This is a genomic window from Streptomyces sp. NPDC001927, assembly GCF_053594455.1.
This window is the reverse complement of sequence record NZ_JBSFEN010000002.1, coordinates 692565-713016: the sequence shown is the minus strand read 5'-3', so window position 1 is coordinate 713016 and position 20452 is coordinate 692565. Positions and strand designations below refer to the sequence as shown.

Annotated in this window: 19 protein-coding genes and 1 riboswitch; of the genes, 17 read left to right on the top strand and 2 right to left on the bottom strand. The window is 71.6% G+C overall.

The features are described 5' to 3' along the window. Positions 1-14: 14 nt before the first annotated feature. The 15 genes from ACWCO8_RS07625 to ACWCO8_RS07555 all read left to right on the top strand — a co-directional run bounded on the left by ACWCO8_RS07625 (position 15) and on the right by ACWCO8_RS07555 (position 16270). Positions 15-893 (top strand): glycosyltransferase family 2 protein, encoded by an 879-nt coding sequence (locus ACWCO8_RS07625; protein WP_362003195.1) that lies wholly within the window; start codon positions 15-17, stop codon positions 891-893. Between the two features lie 47 nt (positions 894-940). Next, entirely contained in the window at positions 941-1870 is a 930-nt protein-coding gene (locus ACWCO8_RS07620) for an ABC transporter permease (protein ID WP_451031419.1), read from the top strand. Then, the gene (locus ACWCO8_RS07615; RefSeq protein WP_362002690.1) at positions 1863-2648 is read left to right on the top strand and encodes an ABC transporter ATP-binding protein; all 786 of its coding nucleotides are present in this window, start codon (positions 1863-1865) and stop codon (positions 2646-2648) included. The genes ACWCO8_RS07620 and ACWCO8_RS07615 overlap by 8 nt, the downstream gene beginning before the upstream one ends. 119 nt (positions 2649-2767) lie before the next feature. Beyond that, positions 2768-3439, top strand: coding sequence for a TetR/AcrR family transcriptional regulator (locus ACWCO8_RS07610; RefSeq protein WP_451031418.1), 672 nt, complete (start codon positions 2768-2770; stop codon positions 3437-3439). Positions 3440-3738: 299 nt separating this feature from the next. Then, complete coding sequence (gene hpnC, locus ACWCO8_RS07605; protein WP_362002694.1) at positions 3739-4650, top strand: squalene synthase HpnC; 912 nt, start codon at positions 3739-3741, stop codon at positions 4648-4650. Next, positions 4647-5597 (top strand): presqualene diphosphate synthase HpnD, encoded by a 951-nt coding sequence (hpnD, locus tag ACWCO8_RS07600; RefSeq protein WP_451031417.1) that lies wholly within the window; start codon positions 4647-4649, stop codon positions 5595-5597. The genes hpnC and hpnD overlap by 4 nt, the downstream gene beginning before the upstream one ends. An 82-nt stretch (positions 5598-5679) precedes the next feature. Further along, positions 5680-7080 carry a hydroxysqualene dehydroxylase HpnE gene (gene hpnE, locus ACWCO8_RS07595; protein ID WP_451031416.1) on the top strand — a complete coding sequence of 467 codons (1401 nt, stop codon included), beginning with the start codon at positions 5680-5682 and terminating at the stop codon, positions 7078-7080. Between the two features lie 38 nt (positions 7081-7118). Continuing rightward, on the top strand, positions 7119-8177 hold the full coding sequence (locus ACWCO8_RS07590; RefSeq protein WP_451031447.1) for a polyprenyl synthetase family protein: 1059 nt from the start codon (positions 7119-7121) through the stop codon (positions 8175-8177). Positions 8178-8298: 121 nt separating this feature from the next. Then, positions 8299-10278, top strand: coding sequence for a squalene--hopene cyclase (gene shc / locus ACWCO8_RS07585; RefSeq protein WP_451031415.1), 1980 nt, complete (start codon positions 8299-8301; stop codon positions 10276-10278). After that, on the top strand, positions 10278-10982 hold the full coding sequence (locus ACWCO8_RS07580) for a phosphorylase family protein (protein WP_451031414.1): 705 nt from the start codon (positions 10278-10280) through the stop codon (positions 10980-10982). The genes shc and ACWCO8_RS07580 overlap by 1 nt, the downstream gene beginning before the upstream one ends. 7 nt (positions 10983-10989) lie before the next feature. Further along, the gene (gene hpnH, locus ACWCO8_RS07575; protein WP_451031413.1) at positions 10990-12012 is read left to right on the top strand and encodes an adenosyl-hopene transferase HpnH; all 1023 of its coding nucleotides are present in this window, start codon (positions 10990-10992) and stop codon (positions 12010-12012) included. Between the two features lie 93 nt (positions 12013-12105). After that, positions 12106-13983, top strand: a complete 1878-nt coding sequence (dxs, locus tag ACWCO8_RS07570) for a 1-deoxy-D-xylulose-5-phosphate synthase (RefSeq protein ID WP_451031412.1) — start codon at positions 12106-12108, stop codon at positions 13981-13983. Next, a complete protein-coding gene (locus tag ACWCO8_RS07565) occupies positions 13980-15365 on the top strand; it encodes an aspartate aminotransferase family protein (protein WP_451031411.1) in 1386 nt (461 codons plus the stop codon). Before dxs ends, ACWCO8_RS07565 begins: the two co-directional genes overlap by 4 nt. A gap of 75 nt (positions 15366-15440) precedes the next feature. Beyond that, positions 15441-16079 (top strand): helix-turn-helix domain-containing protein, encoded by a 639-nt coding sequence (locus ACWCO8_RS07560; protein WP_451031410.1) that lies wholly within the window; start codon positions 15441-15443, stop codon positions 16077-16079. A 35-nt stretch (positions 16080-16114) separates the two neighbouring features. Further along, the gene (locus tag ACWCO8_RS07555) at positions 16115-16270 is read left to right on the top strand and encodes a DUF6126 family protein (protein ID WP_451031409.1); all 156 of its coding nucleotides are present in this window, start codon (positions 16115-16117) and stop codon (positions 16268-16270) included. Positions 16271-16289: 19 nt separating this feature from the next. Here ACWCO8_RS07555 and ACWCO8_RS07550 read toward each other — a convergent pair whose 3' ends face one another. Beyond that, positions 16290-17102, bottom strand: coding sequence for a tyrosine-protein phosphatase (locus tag ACWCO8_RS07550; RefSeq protein ID WP_451031408.1), 813 nt, complete (start codon positions 17100-17102; stop codon positions 16290-16292). Positions 17103-17496: 394 nt separating this feature from the next. After that, a riboswitch (cyclic di-AMP (ydaO/yuaA leader) is annotated at positions 17497-17658 on the top strand. A gap of 2 nt (positions 17659-17660) precedes the next feature. Between ACWCO8_RS07550 and ACWCO8_RS07545 the strand changes: the two genes are divergently transcribed. Together ACWCO8_RS07545 and ACWCO8_RS07540 are read left to right on the top strand one after the other, a co-directional pair. Further along, the gene (locus ACWCO8_RS07545; protein ID WP_451031407.1) at positions 17661-18605 is read left to right on the top strand and encodes a M23 family metallopeptidase; all 945 of its coding nucleotides are present in this window, start codon (positions 17661-17663) and stop codon (positions 18603-18605) included. Between the two features lie 177 nt (positions 18606-18782). Then, on the top strand, positions 18783-19595 hold the full coding sequence (locus ACWCO8_RS07540) for an SGNH/GDSL hydrolase family protein (protein ID WP_451031406.1): 813 nt from the start codon (positions 18783-18785) through the stop codon (positions 19593-19595). On the opposite strand, the gene ACWCO8_RS07535 is transcribed toward ACWCO8_RS07540, so the two are convergent. Beyond that, on the bottom strand, positions 19582-20448 hold the full coding sequence (locus tag ACWCO8_RS07535) for an STM4011 family radical SAM protein (RefSeq protein WP_451031405.1): 867 nt from the start codon (positions 20446-20448) through the stop codon (positions 19582-19584). The two genes, ACWCO8_RS07540 and ACWCO8_RS07535, sit on opposite strands and share 14 nt — an antisense overlap. Positions 20449-20452 lie beyond the last annotated feature (4 nt).

Below are 20452 nucleotides of genomic sequence, written 5' to 3'. Positions count from 1 at the left end.
GCGTGAGGACGCCGATGAAGCTGGGCGCCGTCATCATCACCATGGGCAACCGCCCCGACGACCTGCGCGCGCTGCTCGAGTCGGTGGCCAAGCAGGAGGGCGACCCGGTCGAGGTCGTCGTCGTCGGCAACGGCGCCCCCGTCACGGGGGTGCCCGAGGGCGTCCACACCATCGACCTGCCCGAGAACCTGGGCATCCCCGGCGGCCGCAACGTCGGCATCGAGGCCTTCGGCCCCGGGGGCCCCTGCGGTCCCGTCGACGCCCTGCTCTTCCTGGACGACGACGGACTGCTCGAGCGCGGCGACACCGCCGAGCTGGTCCGCGAGGCCTTCGCGGCCGACGAGCGGCTCGGCATCATCAGCTTCCGGATCGCGGACCCGGAGACCGGTCTCACCCAGCGCCGGCACGTCCCCCGGCTGCGCGCCGCCGACCCGATGCGGTCCTCGCGCGTGACCACCTTCCTCGGCGGCGCCAACGCCGTCCGCACCCAGGTCCTCGACGAAGTCGGCGGTCTGCCCGACGAGTTCTTCTACGCGCACGAGGAGACGGATCTTGCCTGGCGGGCCCTCGACGCCAACTGGATGATCGACTACCGTTCCGACATGGTGCTGCTCCACCCCACCACGCCACCGTCCCGGCACGCGACGTACCACTACAACGTGGCCCGCAACCGGGTATGGCTGGCCCGGCGCAACCTCCCCGCACTCCTGGTTCCGGTCTATCTCGGTGTCTGGCTGCTCCTGACCCTCGCGCGGCGTCCCTCGGGCCCCGCGCTCAAGGCGTGGCTCGGCGGTTTCCGCGAAGGCTGGGCCACCCCCTGCGGACCGCGCCGGCCCATGAAATGGCGTACGGTGTGGCGGCTGACCCGACTGGGACGCCCGCCCGTCGTCTGACACGTGGTGCCTGACCACCGCGCATCTGAATACGAAAGTTCCGACCTGTGAGTGAGACAACCCACGACGGTGCGGTCGCGACGAGCGCCCCGCCATCCGTCGACGACCGCCTGACCGCGGCCGAGCTGGCCACCAAGTACGGTCTGTCGGTCAGCGGGGCCCGGCCCGGGTTCTTCGAGTACATCCGCCAGCTCTGGGGGCGGCGCCACTTCATCCTCGCCTTCTCCTCGGCGAAGCTGACGGCGCAGTACAGCCAGGCGAAGCTCGGTCAGATCTGGCAGGTGGCGACCCCGCTGCTGAACGCGCTGGTCTACTACCTGATCTTCGGTCTCATCCTCGAAGCCGGCCGGGGCATGACCACCGAGGTCTACATCCCCTTCCTGGTGACCGGGATCTTCGTCTTCACCTTCACCCAGAGCTCGGTCATGGCGGGTGTGCGGGCGATCTCGGGCAACCTCGGGCTCGTCCGGGCACTGCACTTTCCGCGTGCCACGCTCCCCATCTCGTTCGCGCTCCAGCAGCTTCAGCAGCTGCTGTACTCGATGATCGTGCTGGCCGCCGTCGCGATCGCCTTCGGCAGCTACCCCTCGCTGAGCTGGCTGCTGCTGGTCCCCGCGCTGTTCCTGCAGTTCGTGTTCAACGTCGGACTGGCCATGATCATGGCGAGGATGGGCTCCAAGACGCCCGACCTCGCCCAGCTGATGCCGTTCGTCATGCGCACCTGGATGTACGCCTCCGGCGTGATGTTCTCCATCCCGGTGATGCTCTCGGACAAGCCGGCCTGGATCGCCGACGTGCTCATGTACAACCCGGCCGCGGTCTACATGGACCTGATCCGCTTCGCGCTGATCGACGGCTACGGTGCCGAGAACCTGCCGACCCACGTCTGGGCCACCGCCCTCGGCTGGGCCCTCGCCGTCGGCATCGGCGGCTTCGTCTACTTCTGGAAGGCCGAGGAGAGGTACGGCCGTGGCTGACACCACCCAGGGACGCGTTCCCACCGTCATCGCCGACGAGGTCCACATCGTCTACCGGGTCAACACCGGTGGCGGCGGCAAGGGCAGCGCCACCGCGGCCCTCAGCCGGATCGTCGGCAAGGGCAAGGCCGAGGTCTCCCGCGGCGTCCGCAAGGTGCACGCCGTACGCGGGGTCACCTTCACCGCCTACCGGGGCGAGGCCATCGGCCTCATCGGCAGCAACGGCTCCGGCAAGTCCACCCTGCTGCGCGCCATCGCCGGCCTGCTCCCCACCGAGAGCGGCAAGGTCTACACCGACGGCCAGCCCTCGCTGCTCGGCGTCAACGCCGCGCTGATGAACGACCTCACGGGTGAGCGCAACGTGATCCTCGGCGGCCTCGCCATGGGCATGAGCAAGGACGAGATCCGCGAGCGCTACCAGAGCATCGTCGACTTCTCGGGCATCAACGAGAAGGGCGACTTCATCAGCCTGCCGATGCGGACGTACTCCTCCGGCATGGGCGCCCGGCTCCGGTTCGCCATCGCGGCCGCGAAGAACCACGACGTCCTCATGATCGACGAGGCCCTGGCGACCGGTGACCGCAGGTTCCAGATCCGCTCCGAGGAGCGCATCCGGGAGCTCCGCAAGGAGGCCGGCACGGTCTTCCTGGTCAGCCACAGCAACAAGTCGATCAGGGACACCTGCGACCGCGTCCTGTGGCTGGAGAAGGGCGAACTCCTGATGGACGGCCCCACCGAGGAAGTCATGCGGGCGTACGAGCGCGAGACCGCGAGGTAGCCCGTCGGCACCCCGTACGAAGGCCCCCGCCGAGCCGGCGGGGGCCTTCGCGTTCCCCGGCCCGCTCGCCGCCTCCGACCTGGAATGTTCATGCGGTCAACATCGGGCAGGATGAGCCCATGGCAGCGATCACCGGGGGAAAGACCTACCACCACGGCGATCTGCGCAACGCGCTGATCTGTGCCGCCGTCGACCTCGCCACCGAAGGTGGTCCCGAACGCGTCGTGCTGCGCGAGGCGGCCCGCCGGGTCGGGGTCTCGCCCACCGCCGCCTACCGGCACTTCGAGGGCAGGGGAGAGCTGCTCAAGGCCGTCAAGACCCACGCCCAGCGGGCGCTCGCCGACTCCATGGAGCGGGCCGCCGAGCGGGTCCCCGGCGCCGACGACCCCACCGTCGCGGCCGAACTGCGCCTCGCCGCCCTCGGCCGCGGGTACGTCGGCTTCGCCCTGGAGCACCCCGGCCTCTACCGGGCGGCCTTCTGCACCCCGCGCGCGGCCTGCGGGGACGCCTGGGTGCCGCTCGGCCGCCCCGCCGAACCCGAACCCGAGATCCGTGCGTTCGCCCTGCTCACGGAGGCCGTGCACGCCCTGATCGGGGCCTGCCGCATCCCGCGGCGCGCCCGGCCCGCCGCGGAGGCCGCCGCGTGGTCGGCCGTGCACGGACTGTCACTTCTGCTCCTCGACGGCCCGCTCGGCGGCCTCCCGGAGCAGCGCCGCGCCGACGTCGTCGAGTCCACCCTCGCCCTGGTCGTCTCCGGGGCCCGCGCCGGCCGGGCGCGGGTGGGAAGCTGAACTTCCGTTCCCCTGGGGCGGGTTGACGTTCCGGGTGTTCTTTTCGCAAAGCGCCCGGCACCCCGACGAGGCACTCGGCGTTGTACAACGTAAGCTGTAGCGGTGCTGATTCGTGGCAAGTGGGTCGATAACCCCTAGGCATCCTCGGGCGTCAGGCGGTGGGCCGTCCGTGGCGGACCGGTGGCGTGTCCGAAATAGGATGGATTGGATCGGCAGTGTAGAACAGGAGATGTGACGGCCATGACGCGAAATCTCCAGCTCCACGAGGGTGTCGCCGTCCCCGCGTCGGGCAGCGGCCAGTGACGGGAACCCGGCAGGTGCGCCCCGACGCCTCCTCGCGCACCACCCTCGACAAGGCCGCGGACGAGAACTTCCCCGTGGCCCCCTTCTTCCTGCCGCGCGCCTGGCGCGACGACCTCATGGCCGTCTACGGCTTCGCCCGGCTCGTCGACGACATCGGCGACGGCGACCTCGCACCCGGCGGGGCCGACGCCCGCCACCTCGGCGTCGCCCCCGAACGCGCCGAGGACCGCCTCGCCCTGCTCGACGCCTTCGAGGCCGACCTGATGCGGGTCTTCGACGGAACCCCGCACCACCCCCTGCTCCGCGCCCTCCAGCCGACCGTGCGCAGCCGCGGCCTCACCCCCGAGCCCTTCCTCGGCCTGATCGCGGCCAACCGCCAGGACCAGCTGGTGCGCCGCTACGAGACGTACGACGACCTCCTCGCGTACTGCGAACTCTCCGCCAACCCCGTCGGCCGGCTCGTCCTCGGGATCACCGGAACCGCCACCCCCGAGCGTGTCCGCCGCTCCGACGCCGTCTGCACCGCCCTCCAGATCGTCGAGCACCTCCAGGACGTCTCCGAGGACCTCGGCCGGGACCGGATCTACCTGCCCGCCGAGGACATGAAGCGCTTCCACGTCACCGAGGACGACCTCGCCCGGCCGACCGCGAACGCCTCGGTCCGCGCCCTGATCGCCTTCGAGGCCGACCGCGCCCGCACCCTGCTGCGCGACGGCACCCCGCTGGTCGGCAGCGTGCGCGGCAGACTGCGGCTGCTCCTCGCCGGCTTCACGGCAGGCGGACTCGCCGCGCTCGACGCGATCGCCGCCGCCGGGTTCGACGTCCTGCCGGCGCCCCCCAAGCCCACGAAGCCGAGTCTGATGCGCGAAGCGGGAACGGTCCTGCTGCGAGCGCGGAGAGAGGGGTGAGCCGGACCGTGGAGGGACAGACGGAGACGTCGGCGCCGGTGCAGGCCGCGTACAGCTACTGCGAGGCGGTCACCGGACAGCAGGCGCGCAACTTCGCCTACGGGATCCGGCTCCTGCCGACCGACAAGCGACAGGCCATGTCCGCGCTGTACGCGTTCTCGCGACGCGTCGACGACATTGGCGACGGCCCGCTCGCGCCCGAGGCCAAGCGGGAGCGTCTCGAGGCGACCCGCACGCTCCTGGACCGGGTGCGGCACGACAAGGTCGACGAGGACGACACCGACCCCGTCGCCGTGGCCCTCGCCGACGCGTCCCGGCGCTTCCCGATCCCGCTCGGCGGCCTCGACGAGCTCATCGACGGCGTCCTCATGGACGTGCGCGGCGAGACGTACGAGACGTGGGACGACCTCAAGGTCTACTGCCGGTGCGTGGCGGGCGCCATCGGCAGGCTCTCGCTCGGCGTGTTCGGCACGCAGCCGGGCGCGCAGGGTGTGGAACGCGCCTCGGAGTACGCCGACACCCTCGGCCTCGCGCTCCAGCTCACCAACATCCTCCGGGACGTCCGCGAGGACGCCGGAAACGGGCGCACCTACCTGCCCGCCGACGACCTCGCCAAGTTCGGCTGCGGCGACGGCTTCGGGAGCGAGACCCCGCCCGCCGGATCCGACTTCACGGGCCTCGTCCACTTCGAAGTCCGCCGCGCCCGCGCCCTGTTCGCCGAGGGCTACCGGCTCCTGCCCATGCTCGACCGGCGCAGCGGCGCCTGCGTCGCCGCGATGGCCGGGATCTACCGCCGCCTCCTCGACCGGATCGAGCGCGACCCGGAGGCGGTGCTGCGCGGCCGTGTCTCCCTGCCCGGCCGGGAGAAGGCGTACGTCGCCGTGCGCGGCCTCTCCGGCCTCGACACCCGCCACGTCTCCCGACGGACCGTCAGGAGGCGTGCCTGATGCGACGGTCCGCGGCCCGGCACCGGGCAACCCCGCGCCGTACGACGGCGTCCCTGCCTGCGACGGCCCGAGGGGAGGCGGCATGACCGAGCGTGAGACGGGCCGGGACGGCGCCGCGGCGCACGCCGTCGTCGTCGGCGGCGGGCTCGCCGGAGTCACCACGGCTCTCCAACTCGCCGACGCCGGGCTGCGCGTGACGCTCCTCGAAGGCCGTCCGCGGCTCGGCGGGCTGGCGTTCTCCTTCCGCCGCGGCGAACTCACCGTCGACAACGGGCAGCACGTCTACCTGCGCTGCTGCACCGCCTACCGGTGGTTCCTCGACCGGGTCGAGGGCGCCCACCTCGCACCCCTCCAGGACCGGCTCGACGTGCCCGTCCTGGACGTCGCCCACCCCCGGGGCCCCCGCCTCGGCCGGCTGCGGCGCACCAACCTGCCCGTACCGCTGCACCTCGCCAGGAGCCTGGCGACCTATCCGCACCTCTCCCTCGCCGAGCGGGCGAGCGTCGGCCGCGCCGCGCTCGCGCTCAAGGGCCTCGACCCCGCCGACCCGGCCCTCGACGGCATCGACTTCGCCACCTGGCTCGGCCGCCACGGCCAGTCCCCGCGCGCCATCGAGGCCCTCTGGGACCTGGTCGGCGTCGCCACCCTCAACGCCACCGCGCCGGACGCCTCCATGGGCCTGGCCGCCATGGTCTTCAAGACCGGACTGCTCTCCGAGCCCGGCGCCGCCGACATCGGCTGGGCCCACGTGCCCCTCGGCGAGCTGCACGACACCCTCGCCCGCAAGGCCCTCGACTCCCTCGGCGTCCGCACCGAACTGCGCACCAAGGCCGAGCGGATCTCCCGTACGGAGGACGGCCGCTGGGCCGTCGACGTACCGGGGGAGACTCTCAAGGCGGACGCCGTCGTCCTCGCCGTCCCGCAGCGCGAGACCCGCGAACTGCTCCCCGAAGGCGCCCTCGACGACCCCGACCGGCTCCTCGACATCGGCACGGCGCCCATCCTGAACGTGCACGTCGTCTACGACCGCAAGGTGCTCAAGCAGCCCTTCTTCACCGCACTCGGCTCCCCGGTGCAGTGGGTCTTCGACCGCACCGACTCCTCAGGGCTCAAGGGCGGCGGCCAATACTTGGCCGTCTCGCAGTCCGCCGCCCAGGACGAGATCGACGCGCCCGTCGCCGCCCTGCGCGAGCGCTACCTCCCGGAGCTGGAGCGGCTGCTGCCCGCCGCGCGCGGCGCCGGTGTCCGCGACTTCTTCGTCACCCGGGAGCGGACGGCGACGTTCGCCCCCACCCCGGGCGTCCGGCGGCTCCGCCCCGCCGCCCGCACCCACGCCCCCGGCCTGTACCTGGCCGGCGCTTGGACCGCCACCGGCTGGCCCGCGACCATGGAGGGCGCCGTCCGCAGCGGTTTCAGCGCCGCGGGCGCCGCGCTCTCCGCCCTCGGCCGCCGCCATGAACATCCGCTGCAGGAGGCGGCATGAGTGTGAGTACTGGAACAAGAGGAGAGACCGTGCCGACTGTGCCCCCGGTGAACCCGGCCGTCGACACCGCGGACGTCACCGCTCTGCTGGAGCGCGGGCGGACCCTGTCCACCCCCGTCCTGAAGGCCGCCGTCGACCGGCTCGCCCCGCCCATGGACACCGTCGCCGCCTACCACTTCGGCTGGATCGACGCCCACGGCAACCCCACCGACGCCGACAGCGGCAAGGCCGTACGCCCCGCCCTCGCCCTGCTCTCCGCCGAGGCCGCCGGTGTCGCCCCCGAGGTGGGCGTCCCCGGCGCCGTCGCCGTGGAGCTGGTCCACAACTTCTCGCTGCTGCACGACGACCTGATGGACGGCGACGAGCAGCGGCGCCACCGCGACACCGTCTGGAAGGTGCACGGCCCCGCGCAGGCGATCCTCGTCGGCGACGCGCTCTTCGCGCTCGCCAACGAGCTGCTGCTCGAACTCGGCACCGTCGAGGCCGGCCGGGCCACCCGCCGGCTGACCACCGCCACCCGCAAGCTCATCGACGGGCAGGCCCAGGACATCTCCTACGAGCACCGCGAGCGGGTCACCGTCGAGGAGTGCCTGGAGATGGAGGGCAACAAGACCGGCGCCCTGCTCGCCTGCGCCGTCTCCATCGGCGCCGTCCTCGGCGGCGCCGACGACCGCACGGCCGACAAGCTGGAGGAGTACGGCTACCACCTCGGCCTCGCCTTCCAGGCCGTCGACGACCTCCTCGGCATCTGGGGAGACCCGGAGTCCACCGGCAAGCAGACCTGGAGCGACCTGCGCCAGCGCAAGAAGTCCCTGCCCGTCGTCGCCGCCCTCGCGGCCGGCGGACCGGCCTCCGAGCGGCTCGGCGAACTGCTCGCCGCCGACGCCAAGAGCAACGACTTCGACACCTTCTCCGAGGAGGAGTTCGCCACCCGCGCGGCCCTCATCGAGGAGGCCGGCGGGCGGGAGTGGACCTCCGAGGAGGCCCGCCGCCAGCACACCATCGCCGTCCGTGCCCTGCACGAGGTGGACATGCCCGAGCGCGTCCGGGCCCAGCTCACCGCGCTCGCCGACTTCGTCGTCGTACGGAAGAGATGATCACCATCACCCTGATATGAGTGCGCGGTCGCCGGCCGGTGCCACCAGTGCACCGGCCGACGGCAGACCCGAGTGAAGCAGAACGTACACACCAGTACACCGCCTGCACGAAGGGGAAGCCATGACAGCGACGACCGACGGAAGCGCCGGGGCCATGCGCCCCCGGACGACCGCGGCCAGCGACACCACCACACACGCCCCCGGCGACCTCGACGAGGCGGCCGCGCGGGCGACGGAACGCTCCATCGCCCACCTGCTCGGCCGCCAGGACGCGGAAGGGTGGTGGAAGGGCGACCTGGAGACCAACGTCACCATGGACGCCGAAGACCTCCTGCTGCGCCAGTTCCTCGGCATCCGGGACGAGGCCACCACCCGCGCCTCCGCCCTGTACATCCGCGGCGAGCAGCGCGAGGACGGCACCTGGGCCACCTTCTACGGCGGACCCGGCGAGCTCTCCACCACCATCGAGGCCTACGTCGCGCTGCGCCTGGCGGGGGACCGGCCCGAGGACCCGCACATGGCCCGCGCCGCGGCCTGGATCCGGGACAAGGGAGGGATCGCGGCCGCCCGGGTCTTCACCCGGATCTGGCTCGCGCTCTTCGGCTGGTGGAAGTGGGACGACCTGCCCGAGCTGCCGCCCGAGCTGATCTTCCTGCCGAAGTGGTTCCCGCTCAACATCTACGACTTCGGCTGCTGGGCCCGGCAGACCATCGTGCCGCTCACCGTGGTCTCCGCCAAGCGGCCGGTGCGGCCCGCGCCCTTCCCGCTGGACGAGCTGCACACCGACCCGGAGCGGCCGAACCCGGTGAAACCCCTCGCGCCCGCCGCGAGTTGGGACGGCGCCTTCCAGCGGCTCGACAAGGCCCTGCACGTCTACCACAAGGTCGCCCCGCGCCGGCTGCGCAAGGCCGCGATGAACGTCGCCGCCCGCTGGATCGTCGAACGCCAGGAGAACGACGGCTGCTGGGGCGGCATCCAGCCCCCCGCCGTCTACTCCCTGATCGCCCTGCGCCTGCTCGGCTACGACCTCGAACACCCGGTCATGCGGGCGGGACTCGAGTCGCTCGACCGGTTCGCCGTCCGGCGCGAGGACGGATCGCGCATGATCGAGGCCTGCCAGTCGCCCGTCTGGGACACCTGCCTCGCCACGATCGCCCTCGCCGACGCGGGCCTCCCGGCCGACCACCCGGCGCTCGTCCGGGCCGCCGACTGGATGCTCGGCGAGGAGATCGTCCGCCCCGGCGACTGGACCGTCAGGCGGCCCGGACTGCCCCCGGGCGGCTGGGCGTTCGAGTTCCACAACGACAACTACCCGGACATCGACGACACCGCCGAGGTCATCCTGGCGCTGCGCCGCGTCAAGCACCCCGACCCCGCCAGGACCGAGGCGGCCATCGCGCGAGGCGGCCGCTGGACCCTCGGCATGCAGTCGAAGAACGGCGCGTGGGCCGCCTTCGACGCCGACAACACCAGCCCCTTCCCCAACCGGCTGCCGTTCTGCGACTTCGGCGAGGTCGTCGACCCGCCCTCGGCCGATGTCACCGCCCATGTGGTGGAGATGCTCGCCTACGAGGGCAGGGCCCAGCACCCCCGTACCCGCAGGGGAGTCGAGTGGCTGCTCGCCGAACAGGAGCCGAACGGCGCCTGGTTCGGACGCTGGGGCGTCAACTACGTGTACGGGACCGGTTCGGTGGTTCCGGCGCTCACCGCCGCCGGGCTGCCCCGCTCCCACCCGGCGATCCGCCGGGCCGTCGCCTGGCTGGAGTCCGTACAGAACGAGGACGGCGGCTGGGGCGAGGACCTGCGGTCGTACAAGCCGCAGCCCTGGCTCGGGCGCCCCGCCTCGACCGCCTCGCAGACCGCCTGGGCGCTGCTCGCCCTCCTCGCGGCCGACGGACGCGAGAGCAAGGCGGTGGAACGGGGCATCGCCTGGCTGGCCGCGACACAGAACGCGGACGGCTCCTGGGACGAGCCGTACTTCACCGGAACCGGCTTCCCCTGGGACTTCTCCATCAACTACCACCTCTACCGGCAGGTCTTCCCGCTCACGGCCCTCGGCCGCTACGTGAACGGCGAACCGACCGTCATCAGGGAGGCCTGATGGGCGAAGAGCCGGGGCCACCGGCCGGCTCCGCACCGCCGCTGCTGATCGCCTGCGCGCTCGGCATCGAGCAGCTCGCCCTGCGCAGCGGTGACCGGACCGGCGCGCCCGGCCCCTTCACCGTGGTGCGCACCGGCATGGGCCCGGTCCACGCCCGCCGGGGCGTCGCCCAGGCCCTGGACCGGGAGCCCTGGCGCGACGCCGCCGTCATCGCCTCCGGCTTCTGCGCCGGGCTCGCCCCCGGGATGCACCCCGGAGACCTGATCGTCGCCGACGAGACCCGGGGCGGCCCGGGCGCGGCGGGCGCACCGGACGGCCCTGACGCACCGGACGGCCCCGGCGCCGTCACGGCCTGCGTCGGGACAGAGCTCCTGGTGAAGGCCCTGACCAGGGCGCTGCCCGGGCGCACCGTCCACACCGGCCCCCTGACCTGCTCCGACCACGTCGTCCGGGGCCACGAGCGGGCCGATCTCGCGGCCACCGGCGCCATCGCGGTCGACATGGAGTCCGCCGCCACGCTCCGTACCGCGCTGGCGGCCGGACCGCGTCCGGTTGCGGCCGTACGGGTGGTCGTGGACGCTCCAGAACATGAACTGGTCCGGATCGGCACGGTACGCGGGGGAATATCGGCGTTCCGTGTACTTCGTGCCGTCCTTCCCGCATTCTTCGAATGGCACCGTTCTTTGCTGCTCCCCAGGAGGTGAGCGAGTTATGGCCATGCCGCTCCGTCAGACCATCCGGGTCGGGACCTATCTCTTCGAACAGAAGCTCCGCAAGCGGGACAAGTTCCCGCTCATCGTCGAACTGGAGCCCCTGTTCGCCTGCAACCTCAAGTGCGAGGGCTGCGGAAAGATCCAGCACCCGGCCGGTGTGCTCAAGCAGCGGATGCCGGTCGCCCAGGCCGTCGGCGCCGTCCTGGAGTCCGGGGCGCCGATGGTCTCCATCGCCGGCGGCGAGCCCTTGATGCACCCTCAGATCGACGAGATCGTGCGCCAGTTGGTCGCGAAGAAGAAGTACGTCTTCCTCTGCACCAACGCGATGCTGATGCGCAAGAAGCTGGAGAACTTCACCCCCTCCCGGTACTTCGCCTTCGCGGTGCACATCGACGGGCTGCGCGAGCGGCACGACGAATCCGTCGCCAAGGAGGGCGTGTTCGACGAGGCGGTGGCGGCGATCAAGGAGGCCAAGCGGCGCGGCTTCCGGGTCACCACCAACTCGACCTTCTTCAACACCGACACCCCGCAGACCATCATCGAGGTGCTCAACTACCTCAACGACGACCTCCAGGTCGACGAGATGATGATCTCCCCGGCGTACGCCTACGAGAAGGCCCCCGACCAGGAGCACTTCCTCGGCGTCGAGCAGACCCGCGAACTCTTCAAAAAGGCCTTCGCGGGCGGCAACCGGGGCCGCTGGCGGCTCAACCACTCGCCGCTCTTCCTGGACTTCCTGGAGGGCAAGGTGGACTTCCCCTGCACCGCGTGGGCGATCCCGAACTACTCGCTCTTCGGCTGGCAGCGACCCTGCTACCTGATGAGCGACGGCTACGTCCCCACCTACCGGGAGCTGATCGAGGAGACCGACTGGGACAAGTACGGCCGGGGCAAGGACCCGCGCTGCGCCAACTGCATGGCGCACTGCGGCTACGAGCCGACCGCCGTCCTCGCCACCATGGGCTCGCTCAAGGAGTCCCTGAGGGCGGCCCGCGAGACCGTCTCCGGCAACCGCGGATGACGTGACGTGTACGGGAGGGTCCGCGACGCCACCGGGCGCGGCCCTCCCCGTACGGCCGAGGGTGTGGAGCCGAACGACGAAAGGGGGCCGAGCATGACGATTCTGGAGACCATCCGGGGGCCGCACGACCTCCGGCCGCTGGGCGGCGCCGAACTCGACGAACTCGCAGAGGAGATCCGGCAGTTCCTGATCCACGCGGTCGCCAGGACCGGTGGCCATCTGGGACCGAACCTCGGCGTGGTGGAGCTGACCCTCGCGCTGCACCGGGTCTTCGACTCGCCCGCCGACCGCATCCTCTGGGACACCGGGCACCAGAGCTACGTCCACAAACTCCTCACCGGGCGCCAGGACTTCTCCAAGCTGCGCTGCAAGGGCGGACTCTCCGGCTACCCCTCACGCGAGGAGTCGGTCCACGACGTCATCGAGAACTCGCACGCCTCGACCGTCCTCGGCTGGGCCGACGGCCTCGCCAAGGCCAACGAGCTCCTGAAGAAGGACGACCACGTCGTCGCCGTGATCGGCGACGGCGCCCTGACCGGTGGCATGGCCTGGGAGGCGCTCAACAACATCGCCGCCGCCCCCGACCGCCCCCTGATCGTCGTCGTCAACGACAACGAACGCTCCTACGCGCCCACGATCGGCGGCCTCGCCGACCACCTGGCCGCCCTGCGGACCACCGACGACTACGAGCGGGTGCTCGCCTGGGGCAAGGACGTCCTCCAGCACACCCCCGTGATCGGCCGGCCGATCTACGGCTCGCTGCACGGGGCCAAGAAGGGGTTCAAGGACACGTTCGCCCCGCAGGGGCTCTTCGAGGACCTGGGGCTGAAGTACGTCGGCCCCGTCGACGGTCACGACCTCGCGGCCGTCGAGTCCGCCCTGCGCCGGGCCCAGCGCTTCCACGGTCCTGTCCTCGTGCACTGCCTCACCGAGAAGGGCCGCGGCTACCGCCCCGCCCTGGAGGACGAGGCGGACCGCTTCCACGCCGTCGGCGCCATGGACCCGGTCACCTGCGCACCGCTCGCGCCCGCGGCCGGACCCTCCTGGAGCTCCGTCTTCGGGGACGCGATCGCCGAGATCGGGGCCGAACGGCCGGACGTCGTCGCGCTCACCGCGGCCATGCTCCACCCCGTCGGCCTCACGAAGTTCGCCGAGCGCTTCCCCGACCGGGTCTGGGACGTCGGGATCGCCGAGCAGCACGCCGTGGTCTCCGCCGCCGGCCTGGCCACCGGCGGACTCCACCCGGTCGTCGCCGTCTACGCGACCTTCCTCAACCGCGCCTTCGACCAGCTGCTCATGGACGTCGCCCTGCACAAGTGCGGCGTCACCTTCGTCCTCGACCGGGCCGGCGTCACCGGCACCGACGGTCCCTCCCACAACGGCATGTGGGACCTCTCCGTCCTCCAGGTCGTGCCCGGCATCCGGATCGCCGCCCCGCGCGACGCCGACCAGCTCCGCGCCCAGCTGCGCGAGGCCGTCGCCGTCGACGACGCCCCGACCGTGCTGCGCTTCCCCAAGGAGACCGTCGGCCCACCGGTCCCGGCCCTCGGCCGGATCGGCTCGATGGACGTCCTCCTCCGCGACGAGGACCCCGACGTGCTCCTCGTCGCCGTCGGAGTGATGGCCGAGGCATGCCTCCAGGCCGCCGACCTCCTGGCCGGACGGGGCATCCGCTCCACCGTGGTCGACCCCCGCTGGGTCGCACCCGTCGACGAGGCCCTCGCCCCGCTCGCCGAACGGCACCGTCTGGTCGCCGTCGTCGAGGACGGCGTCCGCAGCGGCGGAGTCGGCGCCGCCGTCGGCCGGGCCCTGCGCGACGCGGGCGTCGACGTACCGCTGAGGACCTTCGGGATCCCCGAACAGTTCCTCGCCCACGCCAAGCGCGGCGAGGTCCTCGCCGACCTGGGCCTCACCCCGGTGGAGCTCGCCGGGAACATCAGCGCCGCACTGACCCGGAAGAAGGGGCGATGAGTAAGGAGTTCGACCTCTCGGCACTGCTCGCCGAACGCGGCGCGGAGCGCTACGAACTGCACGGCCGGTACCTCAACCACCAGCTCCCGCGGATGCTGCACACGATCGGCTTCGACAAGGTCTACGAACGGGCCGAGGGCGCCCACTTCTGGGACGCCGACGGCGAGGACTACCTCGACATGCTGGCCGGCTTCGGCGTCATGGGCCTCGGCCGGCACCACCCCGTCGTCCGCCGGGCCCTCCATGACGTCCTGGACGCCCAGCTCGCCGACCTCACCCGCTTCGACTGCCAGCCGCTGCCGGGCCTGCTCGCCGAGAAGCTGCTCGCCCACAGCCCGCACCTCGACCGGGTCTTCTTCGGCAACAGCGGTACGGAGGCCGTGGAGACCGCCCTCAAGTTCGCCCGGTACGCCACCGGGAAGCCCAGGATCCTCTACTGCGCGCACGCCTTCCACGGCCTGACCACCGGCTCCCTCTCGGTGAACGGGGAGAAGGGCTTCCGGGACGGCTTCGCCCCGCTGCTGCCCGACACCGCGATCGCGCTCGGCGACCTCGACGCCCTGGAGCGCGAGCTGCGCAAGGGCGACGTGGCCGGCTTCGTCGTCGAGCCGATCCAGGGCAAGGGGGTGCACGAGGCCCCGCCCGGCTTCCTGCGCGGCGCCCAGGAGCTGCTGCACAAGCACGGGGCCCTGCTGATCGCCGACGAGGTGCAGACCGGTCTCGGCAGGACCGGGGACTTCTACGCGTACCAGCACGAGGAGGGCGTCGAGCCCGATCTGCTCTGTGTCGCCAAGGCCCTCTCCGGCGGGTACGTGCCCGTCGGCGCGACGCTCGGCAAGGACTGGATCTTCAAGAAGGTCTACTCGTCCATGGACCGTGTCCTCGTCCACTCCGCCAGCTTCGGCTCGAACGCGCAGGCCATGGCCGCCGGGCTCGCCGTGCTCTCGGTGATGGAGATCGAGGGGACGGTGGCCCACGCGCGCCGGATCGGCGAGCTGCTCTCCGCGCGCCTGAAGGAGCTCGTGCCGCGCTACGAGCTGCTGCACGAGATCCGCGGGCGCGGGCTGATGATCGGCATCGAGTTCGGGCGGCCCTCCTCGCTCGGACTGCGCAGCCGCTGGACCATGCTGCAGGCCGCCCGCAAGGGTCTCTTCGCGCAGATGGTCGTCGTGCCGCTGCTCCAGCGCCACCGGATCCTGACCCAGGTATCGGGCGACCATCTGGAGGTGATCAAGCTGATCCCGCCGCTGATCATCGACGAGGCGGACGTGGACCGCTTCGTGACCGCCTTCACTGCGGTCATGGACGACGCCCACGGCGGCGGCGGGCTGATGTGGGACTTCGGGAAGACGCTGGTCAAGCAGGCGGTCGCGCAGCGCTGAGGGGCCTCCGCGGCCCACCTTTGCCTCTGGGGCAAGAAATTTGCCTCAGAGGAAAAATCCTGGCGGAATGGAGGCATGGAGCACCTCCCCGGGGAGCCGTCCCCGGACCCAGCCGCAGCGGACGCGACCGCCGTCCTGCCGGACGTCGCGCCGCAGCTGCGAGGCCTGCGCAGGCGCCGCGGGCTGACCCTGGAGGCCGCCGCGCAGCGGGCCGGACTCTCTCCGGCGCATCTCTCCCGGCTCGAGACGGGTCACCGCCAGCCCTCGCTCCCGATGCTGCTGGCCCTGTCCCGTATCTACGGTACGACGGTCTCCGCCCTTCTTGGTGAGGTTCCGGCCGAGCGTGATCCGATCGTCCGGGCCGGCCGGTCCGAGCCCGTCGAGGCCGACGGCTGGACCTACCGCCAGGCCGGCGGAGGGGGCCGCGCCCTGCAGGCGCTCCGCGTCCACGTGCCGTACGCCACCCGGGCCGACATCGTGCGCGTCCATCCCGGCGAGGAGTGGCTGCACGTCCTCGACGGCCAGGTGCGCCTCGCGCTCGGCGACGCCGTCCATGTCCTGGACCCGGGGGACAGCGCGCACTTCGACTCGCTCACCCCGCACCGCATCGGCGCCGCCGGGCGCGGCGGGGCCGAGCTGCTCTTCGTCCACACGCTGATGCAGAGCCCCGCCGCCGAGCTGTGCCTCGGCGACGGCGCGCCGCACCTGCGCTGAGCCCTTCCGGAAGGCCCAATATGGAAAGGACCGATATGTCCGAGAAGTCCAAGCCGGTCACCGGCGAGGAGCGCGAGGCCGGCAAGTTCCCCAAGGGGCTGGTCCTCCGGCTCTTCGCGTACCTCGTGGCCGGACACCTCTTCGCCGGCTTCCTCTATCTGCTCTTCGCCCTCGGCGCGCAGAACCAGTGAGGCCGCCCGAGGGGCGCGGTCACGCCTCGACGACGAGCCGCTCGCGCAGCCGCGCACGGGTCTCCGGGCTGAGCTTCAGGCCCTCGGTGAGGTAGTTCTCGGCCGTCCCCCAGGTCTGCTCCATCGTCTCGAACGCGGCCCGCAGGTACTCGACCCGCGCGTCGAACAGCGGGCTGATCAGCTCCATCACCTCGGGCGCCATCGCGTCCGAGGCGGAGGAGGCGCGGCGCACCTTGTAGCGGCGGTGCGGGTCGTTCGACTTCACGTAGTCGGCCTCGATCGCCTCGCGCTCGACGCCCACCGCGAGCAGCGAGATGGCGATGGAGAGGCCGGCCCGGTCCTTGCCGGCCGCGCAGTGCATGAGCGCCGGGACGCTGTCCTCGGCGAGCGCGTGCAGGATGCGGCTGTGCTCCGCCGTCCGCTCCACGATCATCTGCCGGTACGAATCGGACATTCGGGTCGCGGCCTTGCCGTCGCCGAGGATCTCGCGGAGCTGCTCCAGCTCGCCGGAGCGGACGAGCTTCCAGAACTCCTTGCCGTCGGCCGGGTCGTTGAGCGGTATGTTCACATTCCGTACACCGGGCAGTTCGACGTCCGGGCCCTCGATCTTGACGTCGGCCTGATTGCGGAAGTCGAAGATCGTGTGCAGCCCGAGGGTGGAGAGGAACGCCGCGTCCTCCTCGGTGGCGTGGGCCAGGTGGCCGCTGCGGAAGAGGCGTCCGAAGCGCACCGCACCGCCGTCCACGGTCGGCAGTCCGCCCACGTCACGGAAGTTGCGTACCCCGGCGAGCTCGGGTTCGGTCGACGGGACCTGGGGCAGCTGCTGCGTCACGAGTGCTCCTGAAGGTAGACGGATCGCGATCGGTTCCTGATCGATTCCTGGGGCAATCATCCCGGGTGCCGGGGGCCGTGCGCACCCCTGGGTAAGGGAATGGGCGTTCTGTCCGAATTAAACCCTTCGATATAACGCGCCCTGGTTGCAGGGGAGATGGGATTCGGGGCGTGAGCAGCGTCTCAAAGGTGACGGACCGTGCCTGATCGTCCGGACCAATTCCCTGGCCGGAAAAGGAAATCGATCCTCCGTCATCCACGGAGGGTGACCGGAATACGGCGCGAATATCACGCCGCGGAATGCGGGCGGAATCGGGCGGCTTGTTCGGCTCGACTCCGCTCGTCTAGCGTCACGCTCAATCCGGTCGGACCGCCGAATCCTGCCACCGCCCGGAATCGAATCCGCACCCATCCACGTACGGCAGGAGCGGGGGACCCAGGTAAGTACGCCGCACCGGCCCGACCGGACGGCTTGGGGTTAAGTCGCGTGAGAACGCGGCCGGACATCTCCAGTCCGAACCCGACAGCTCACCTCGCAGGCGACGGAGAGGAATTCGCCATGCCCGCGAAGGGTAAGCATCGCCGTCCCAAGGTCAACCCGATCACGCGCGGATTCGTCGCCGCCGGCACCGGTGGCGCCGTCGTCGCCCTCCCGCTGCTCGGCGCGACCGGAGCCCACGCCGCCGAGAAGGCCGCTCCGACCGTGACGCCCGAGAAGGCCGTCGCCGCTCTCGCCGTCACCCCCGCGAAGGCCCCGGCCGCTCCGGCCGCCGCCCCCGCGGCGAAGCCGAAGACGTACTCCGTCGTCCGCGGCGACTACCTGTCGAAGATCGCCGCCGAGCACGACCTCAAGGGTGGCTGGCAGAAGCTCTACGCGGACAACCGCCAGGTCGTCGGCGAGAACCCGTCGCTGATCCTGCCCGGCATGAAGCTCACCCTCGGCGCCAAGTCCACGGCCGCCCCGAAGGCCGCGGCGCCCAAGGCCGCTCCGAAGGCCGAGAAGAAGTCCTCGTCCTCCGAGACGAGCGAGTCGCGCGCCTCCCGCTCCTCCGAGCGCACCACGGCCACCCAGGACTCCGCCCCCGCCCAGGCCTCCTCCTCCGGCTGGGTCGCTCCGGTCGGCGGTGGCATCTCCACCCCGTACCGGGCCTCCGGCTCGATGTGGTCCTCCGGCTACCACACCGGTGTCGACTTCATCGCCTCCTCCGGCACATCGGTGAAGGCCGTCGGCGCGGGCACCGTCCACTCGGCCGGCTGGAGCGGCGCGTACGGCAACGAGGTCGTCATCCAGCACGCCGACGGCACGTACTCCCAGTACGCCCACCTCTCCTCGCTCTCCGTCTCGACCGGCCAGACCGTCACCGGCGGCCAGCAGATCGGCCTCTCCGGCTCGACCGGCAACTCCAGCGGCCCGCACCTGCACTTCGAGATCCGCACCGGCCCGAGCTACGGCTCGGACATCGACCCGCTGGCGTACCTGCGCCAGCACGGCGTCGGCATCTGACGCCTCCGCGTCACCCGCGTCACCAGCAGCACCCCACAGGGGCCCGGCACTTCGGTGTGCCGGGCCCCTGCGGCGTATTCCGGCTTGGTGGAATCTTGACCGGTGGCATATCTCACCCGGCGTCAACCCCTCCTTACGGTCGCGTAGGTCACATACGTAAGGGAAAGATGAACTCCCGTGGCAGACGATTCGAGATCAAGAGACATGAAGGCATTCGGGTCGTACGCGGCGATCGGGGACAGCTTCACCGAGGGCGTGGGAGATCCCGGGCCGGACGGGAAGTACGTCGGCTGGGCGGACCGTTTCGCGGTACTCCTCGCCGACCAATTGCCGGAGCACGACGCATTTCGTTACGCCAACCTGGCCGTCCGGGGGCGGCTCCTCGACCAGATCGTCGCGGAGCAGGTCCCGAGGGCCAAGGAACTCGCCCCCGACCTGGTGAGTTTCTGTGCGGGCGGCAACGACATCATCCGCCCCGGCACCGACCCGGACGACGTCGCCGAGCGCTTCGAGCGCGCCGTCGCCGACCTGACGTCGGCCGTCGGCACGGTGATGGTGACGACTGGCTTCGACACCCGCGACGTACCCGTGCTCCGGCACCTGCGCGGCAAGATCGCGACGTACACGGCCCACGTCCGGGCCATCGCCGACCGCTACGACTGCCCGGTCCTCGACCTGTGGTCGCTCAAGTCGGTGCAGGACAGGCGGGCCTGGGACGACGACCGGCTGCACCTGTCGCCCGAGGGGCACACCCGGGTCGCGCTGCGCGCAGCCCAGGTCCTCGGCATGGAGGTGCCGGCCGACCCGGACCAGGTCTGGCCGCCGCTTCCGCCGAGGGGGACCCTGGAGGTCCGCCGCGACGACATCCACTGGGCCAAGGAGTACCTCGTCCCGTGGATCGGGCGGCGGCTGCGGGGCGAGAGCTCGGGCGACGACGTCGCGGCCAAGCGGCCCGACCTCATGCCGCTCGGGGACCTCATGCCCCTGTGACCACCCCGTCGGGCGCGGCCGGGATCCGCTCCAGGACCCCGCCGGCGAACACGTCGTACAGCGGCAGCGTCTCCAGGTGGACGTAGCCGATGTGGCAGTCGCAGACGGCGAGGGGACAGGCGCGCGGGCGGAGGGCGGCACGGTACGAACCGTCGTACAGGTTGCCCAGCTCGGCCTTGACGAAGTGGCAGCGGCGCACGGTCCCTTCGCCGTCGACGGAGATCACCGACTTGCCGGTCCGGCACGGCAGCCCGGCGGAGCGGTGCGGCCGGCGGCTGTACGGGAAGAGGGGGTCGAGGGCCGTCCAGCTCTCGGCCTCCTCGGCGGTGTACGTGTGGCCCTCCGCCGCGTTCACCCAGAGATAGACCTCGGGCGGGAGGTCCGCGCGCAGGCGCAGGGCGTGCTCCCGGTGCTCGGGCAGGCCGACGACCCCGACGCTGAACCGCGTGCCCCGCGCCGCGAGGTCGTGGCACTTCGCGAGGAAGCGGTCGTACGGCGTCTGGCCGGGGTGGTACGTGCACCAGAGCGCGAGGGTCTCGGGGTCGGCCTCGGCCAGCCAGTCGGTGCGGCAGCTCAGATTGGTCTGGATCGCCACCCGCTCGATGTGCGGCAGGTGGGACAGCTCGGCGAGGGTCCGCCGGTACCAGGAGCGGACCAGGCCCTCGCCCCACGGCGTGAACAGGATCCTCAGCCGGTCGCCGGTCTGCTCCGCCGCCCAGGTGGCGAAACGCTCCAGCGCGGCCCGGTCGGCCCGCAGCTGTTCACGGCTGTCGCGGCGCTTGGCGAACGGGCAGTAGGGACAGTCGTAGTCGCAGGAGGCGAGCGGCCCCCGGTACAGGATCGTCAGGTCCACGTCC

Bases quoted from the DNA above. Each gene is read 5' to 3' on its own strand.
- shc (WP_451031415.1), top strand. From the start codon at position 8,299: ATGACAGCGACGACCGACGGAAGCGCCGGGGCCATGCGCCCCCGGACG.
- ACWCO8_RS07560 (WP_451031410.1), top strand. From the start codon at position 15,441: ATGGAGCACCTCCCCGGGGAGCCGTCCCCGGACCCAGCCGCAGCGGAC.
- ACWCO8_RS07580 (WP_451031414.1), top strand. From the start codon at position 10,278: ATGGGCGAAGAGCCGGGGCCACCGGCCGGCTCCGCACCGCCGCTGCTG.
- ACWCO8_RS07565 (WP_451031411.1), top strand. From the start codon at position 13,980: ATGAGTAAGGAGTTCGACCTCTCGGCACTGCTCGCCGAACGCGGCGCG.
- hpnE (WP_451031416.1), top strand. From the start codon at position 5,680: ATGACCGAGCGTGAGACGGGCCGGGACGGCGCCGCGGCGCACGCCGTC.
- ACWCO8_RS07625 (WP_362003195.1), top strand. From the start codon at position 15: ATGAAGCTGGGCGCCGTCATCATCACCATGGGCAACCGCCCCGACGAC.
- ACWCO8_RS07555 (WP_451031409.1), top strand. From the start codon at position 16,115: ATGTCCGAGAAGTCCAAGCCGGTCACCGGCGAGGAGCGCGAGGCCGGC.
- ACWCO8_RS07610 (WP_451031418.1), top strand. From the start codon at position 2,768: ATGGCAGCGATCACCGGGGGAAAGACCTACCACCACGGCGATCTGCGC.
- dxs (WP_451031412.1), top strand. From the start codon at position 12,106: ATGACGATTCTGGAGACCATCCGGGGGCCGCACGACCTCCGGCCGCTG.
- hpnH (WP_451031413.1), top strand. From the start codon at position 10,990: ATGGCCATGCCGCTCCGTCAGACCATCCGGGTCGGGACCTATCTCTTC.
- ACWCO8_RS07545 (WP_451031407.1), top strand. From the start codon at position 17,661: ATGCCCGCGAAGGGTAAGCATCGCCGTCCCAAGGTCAACCCGATCACG.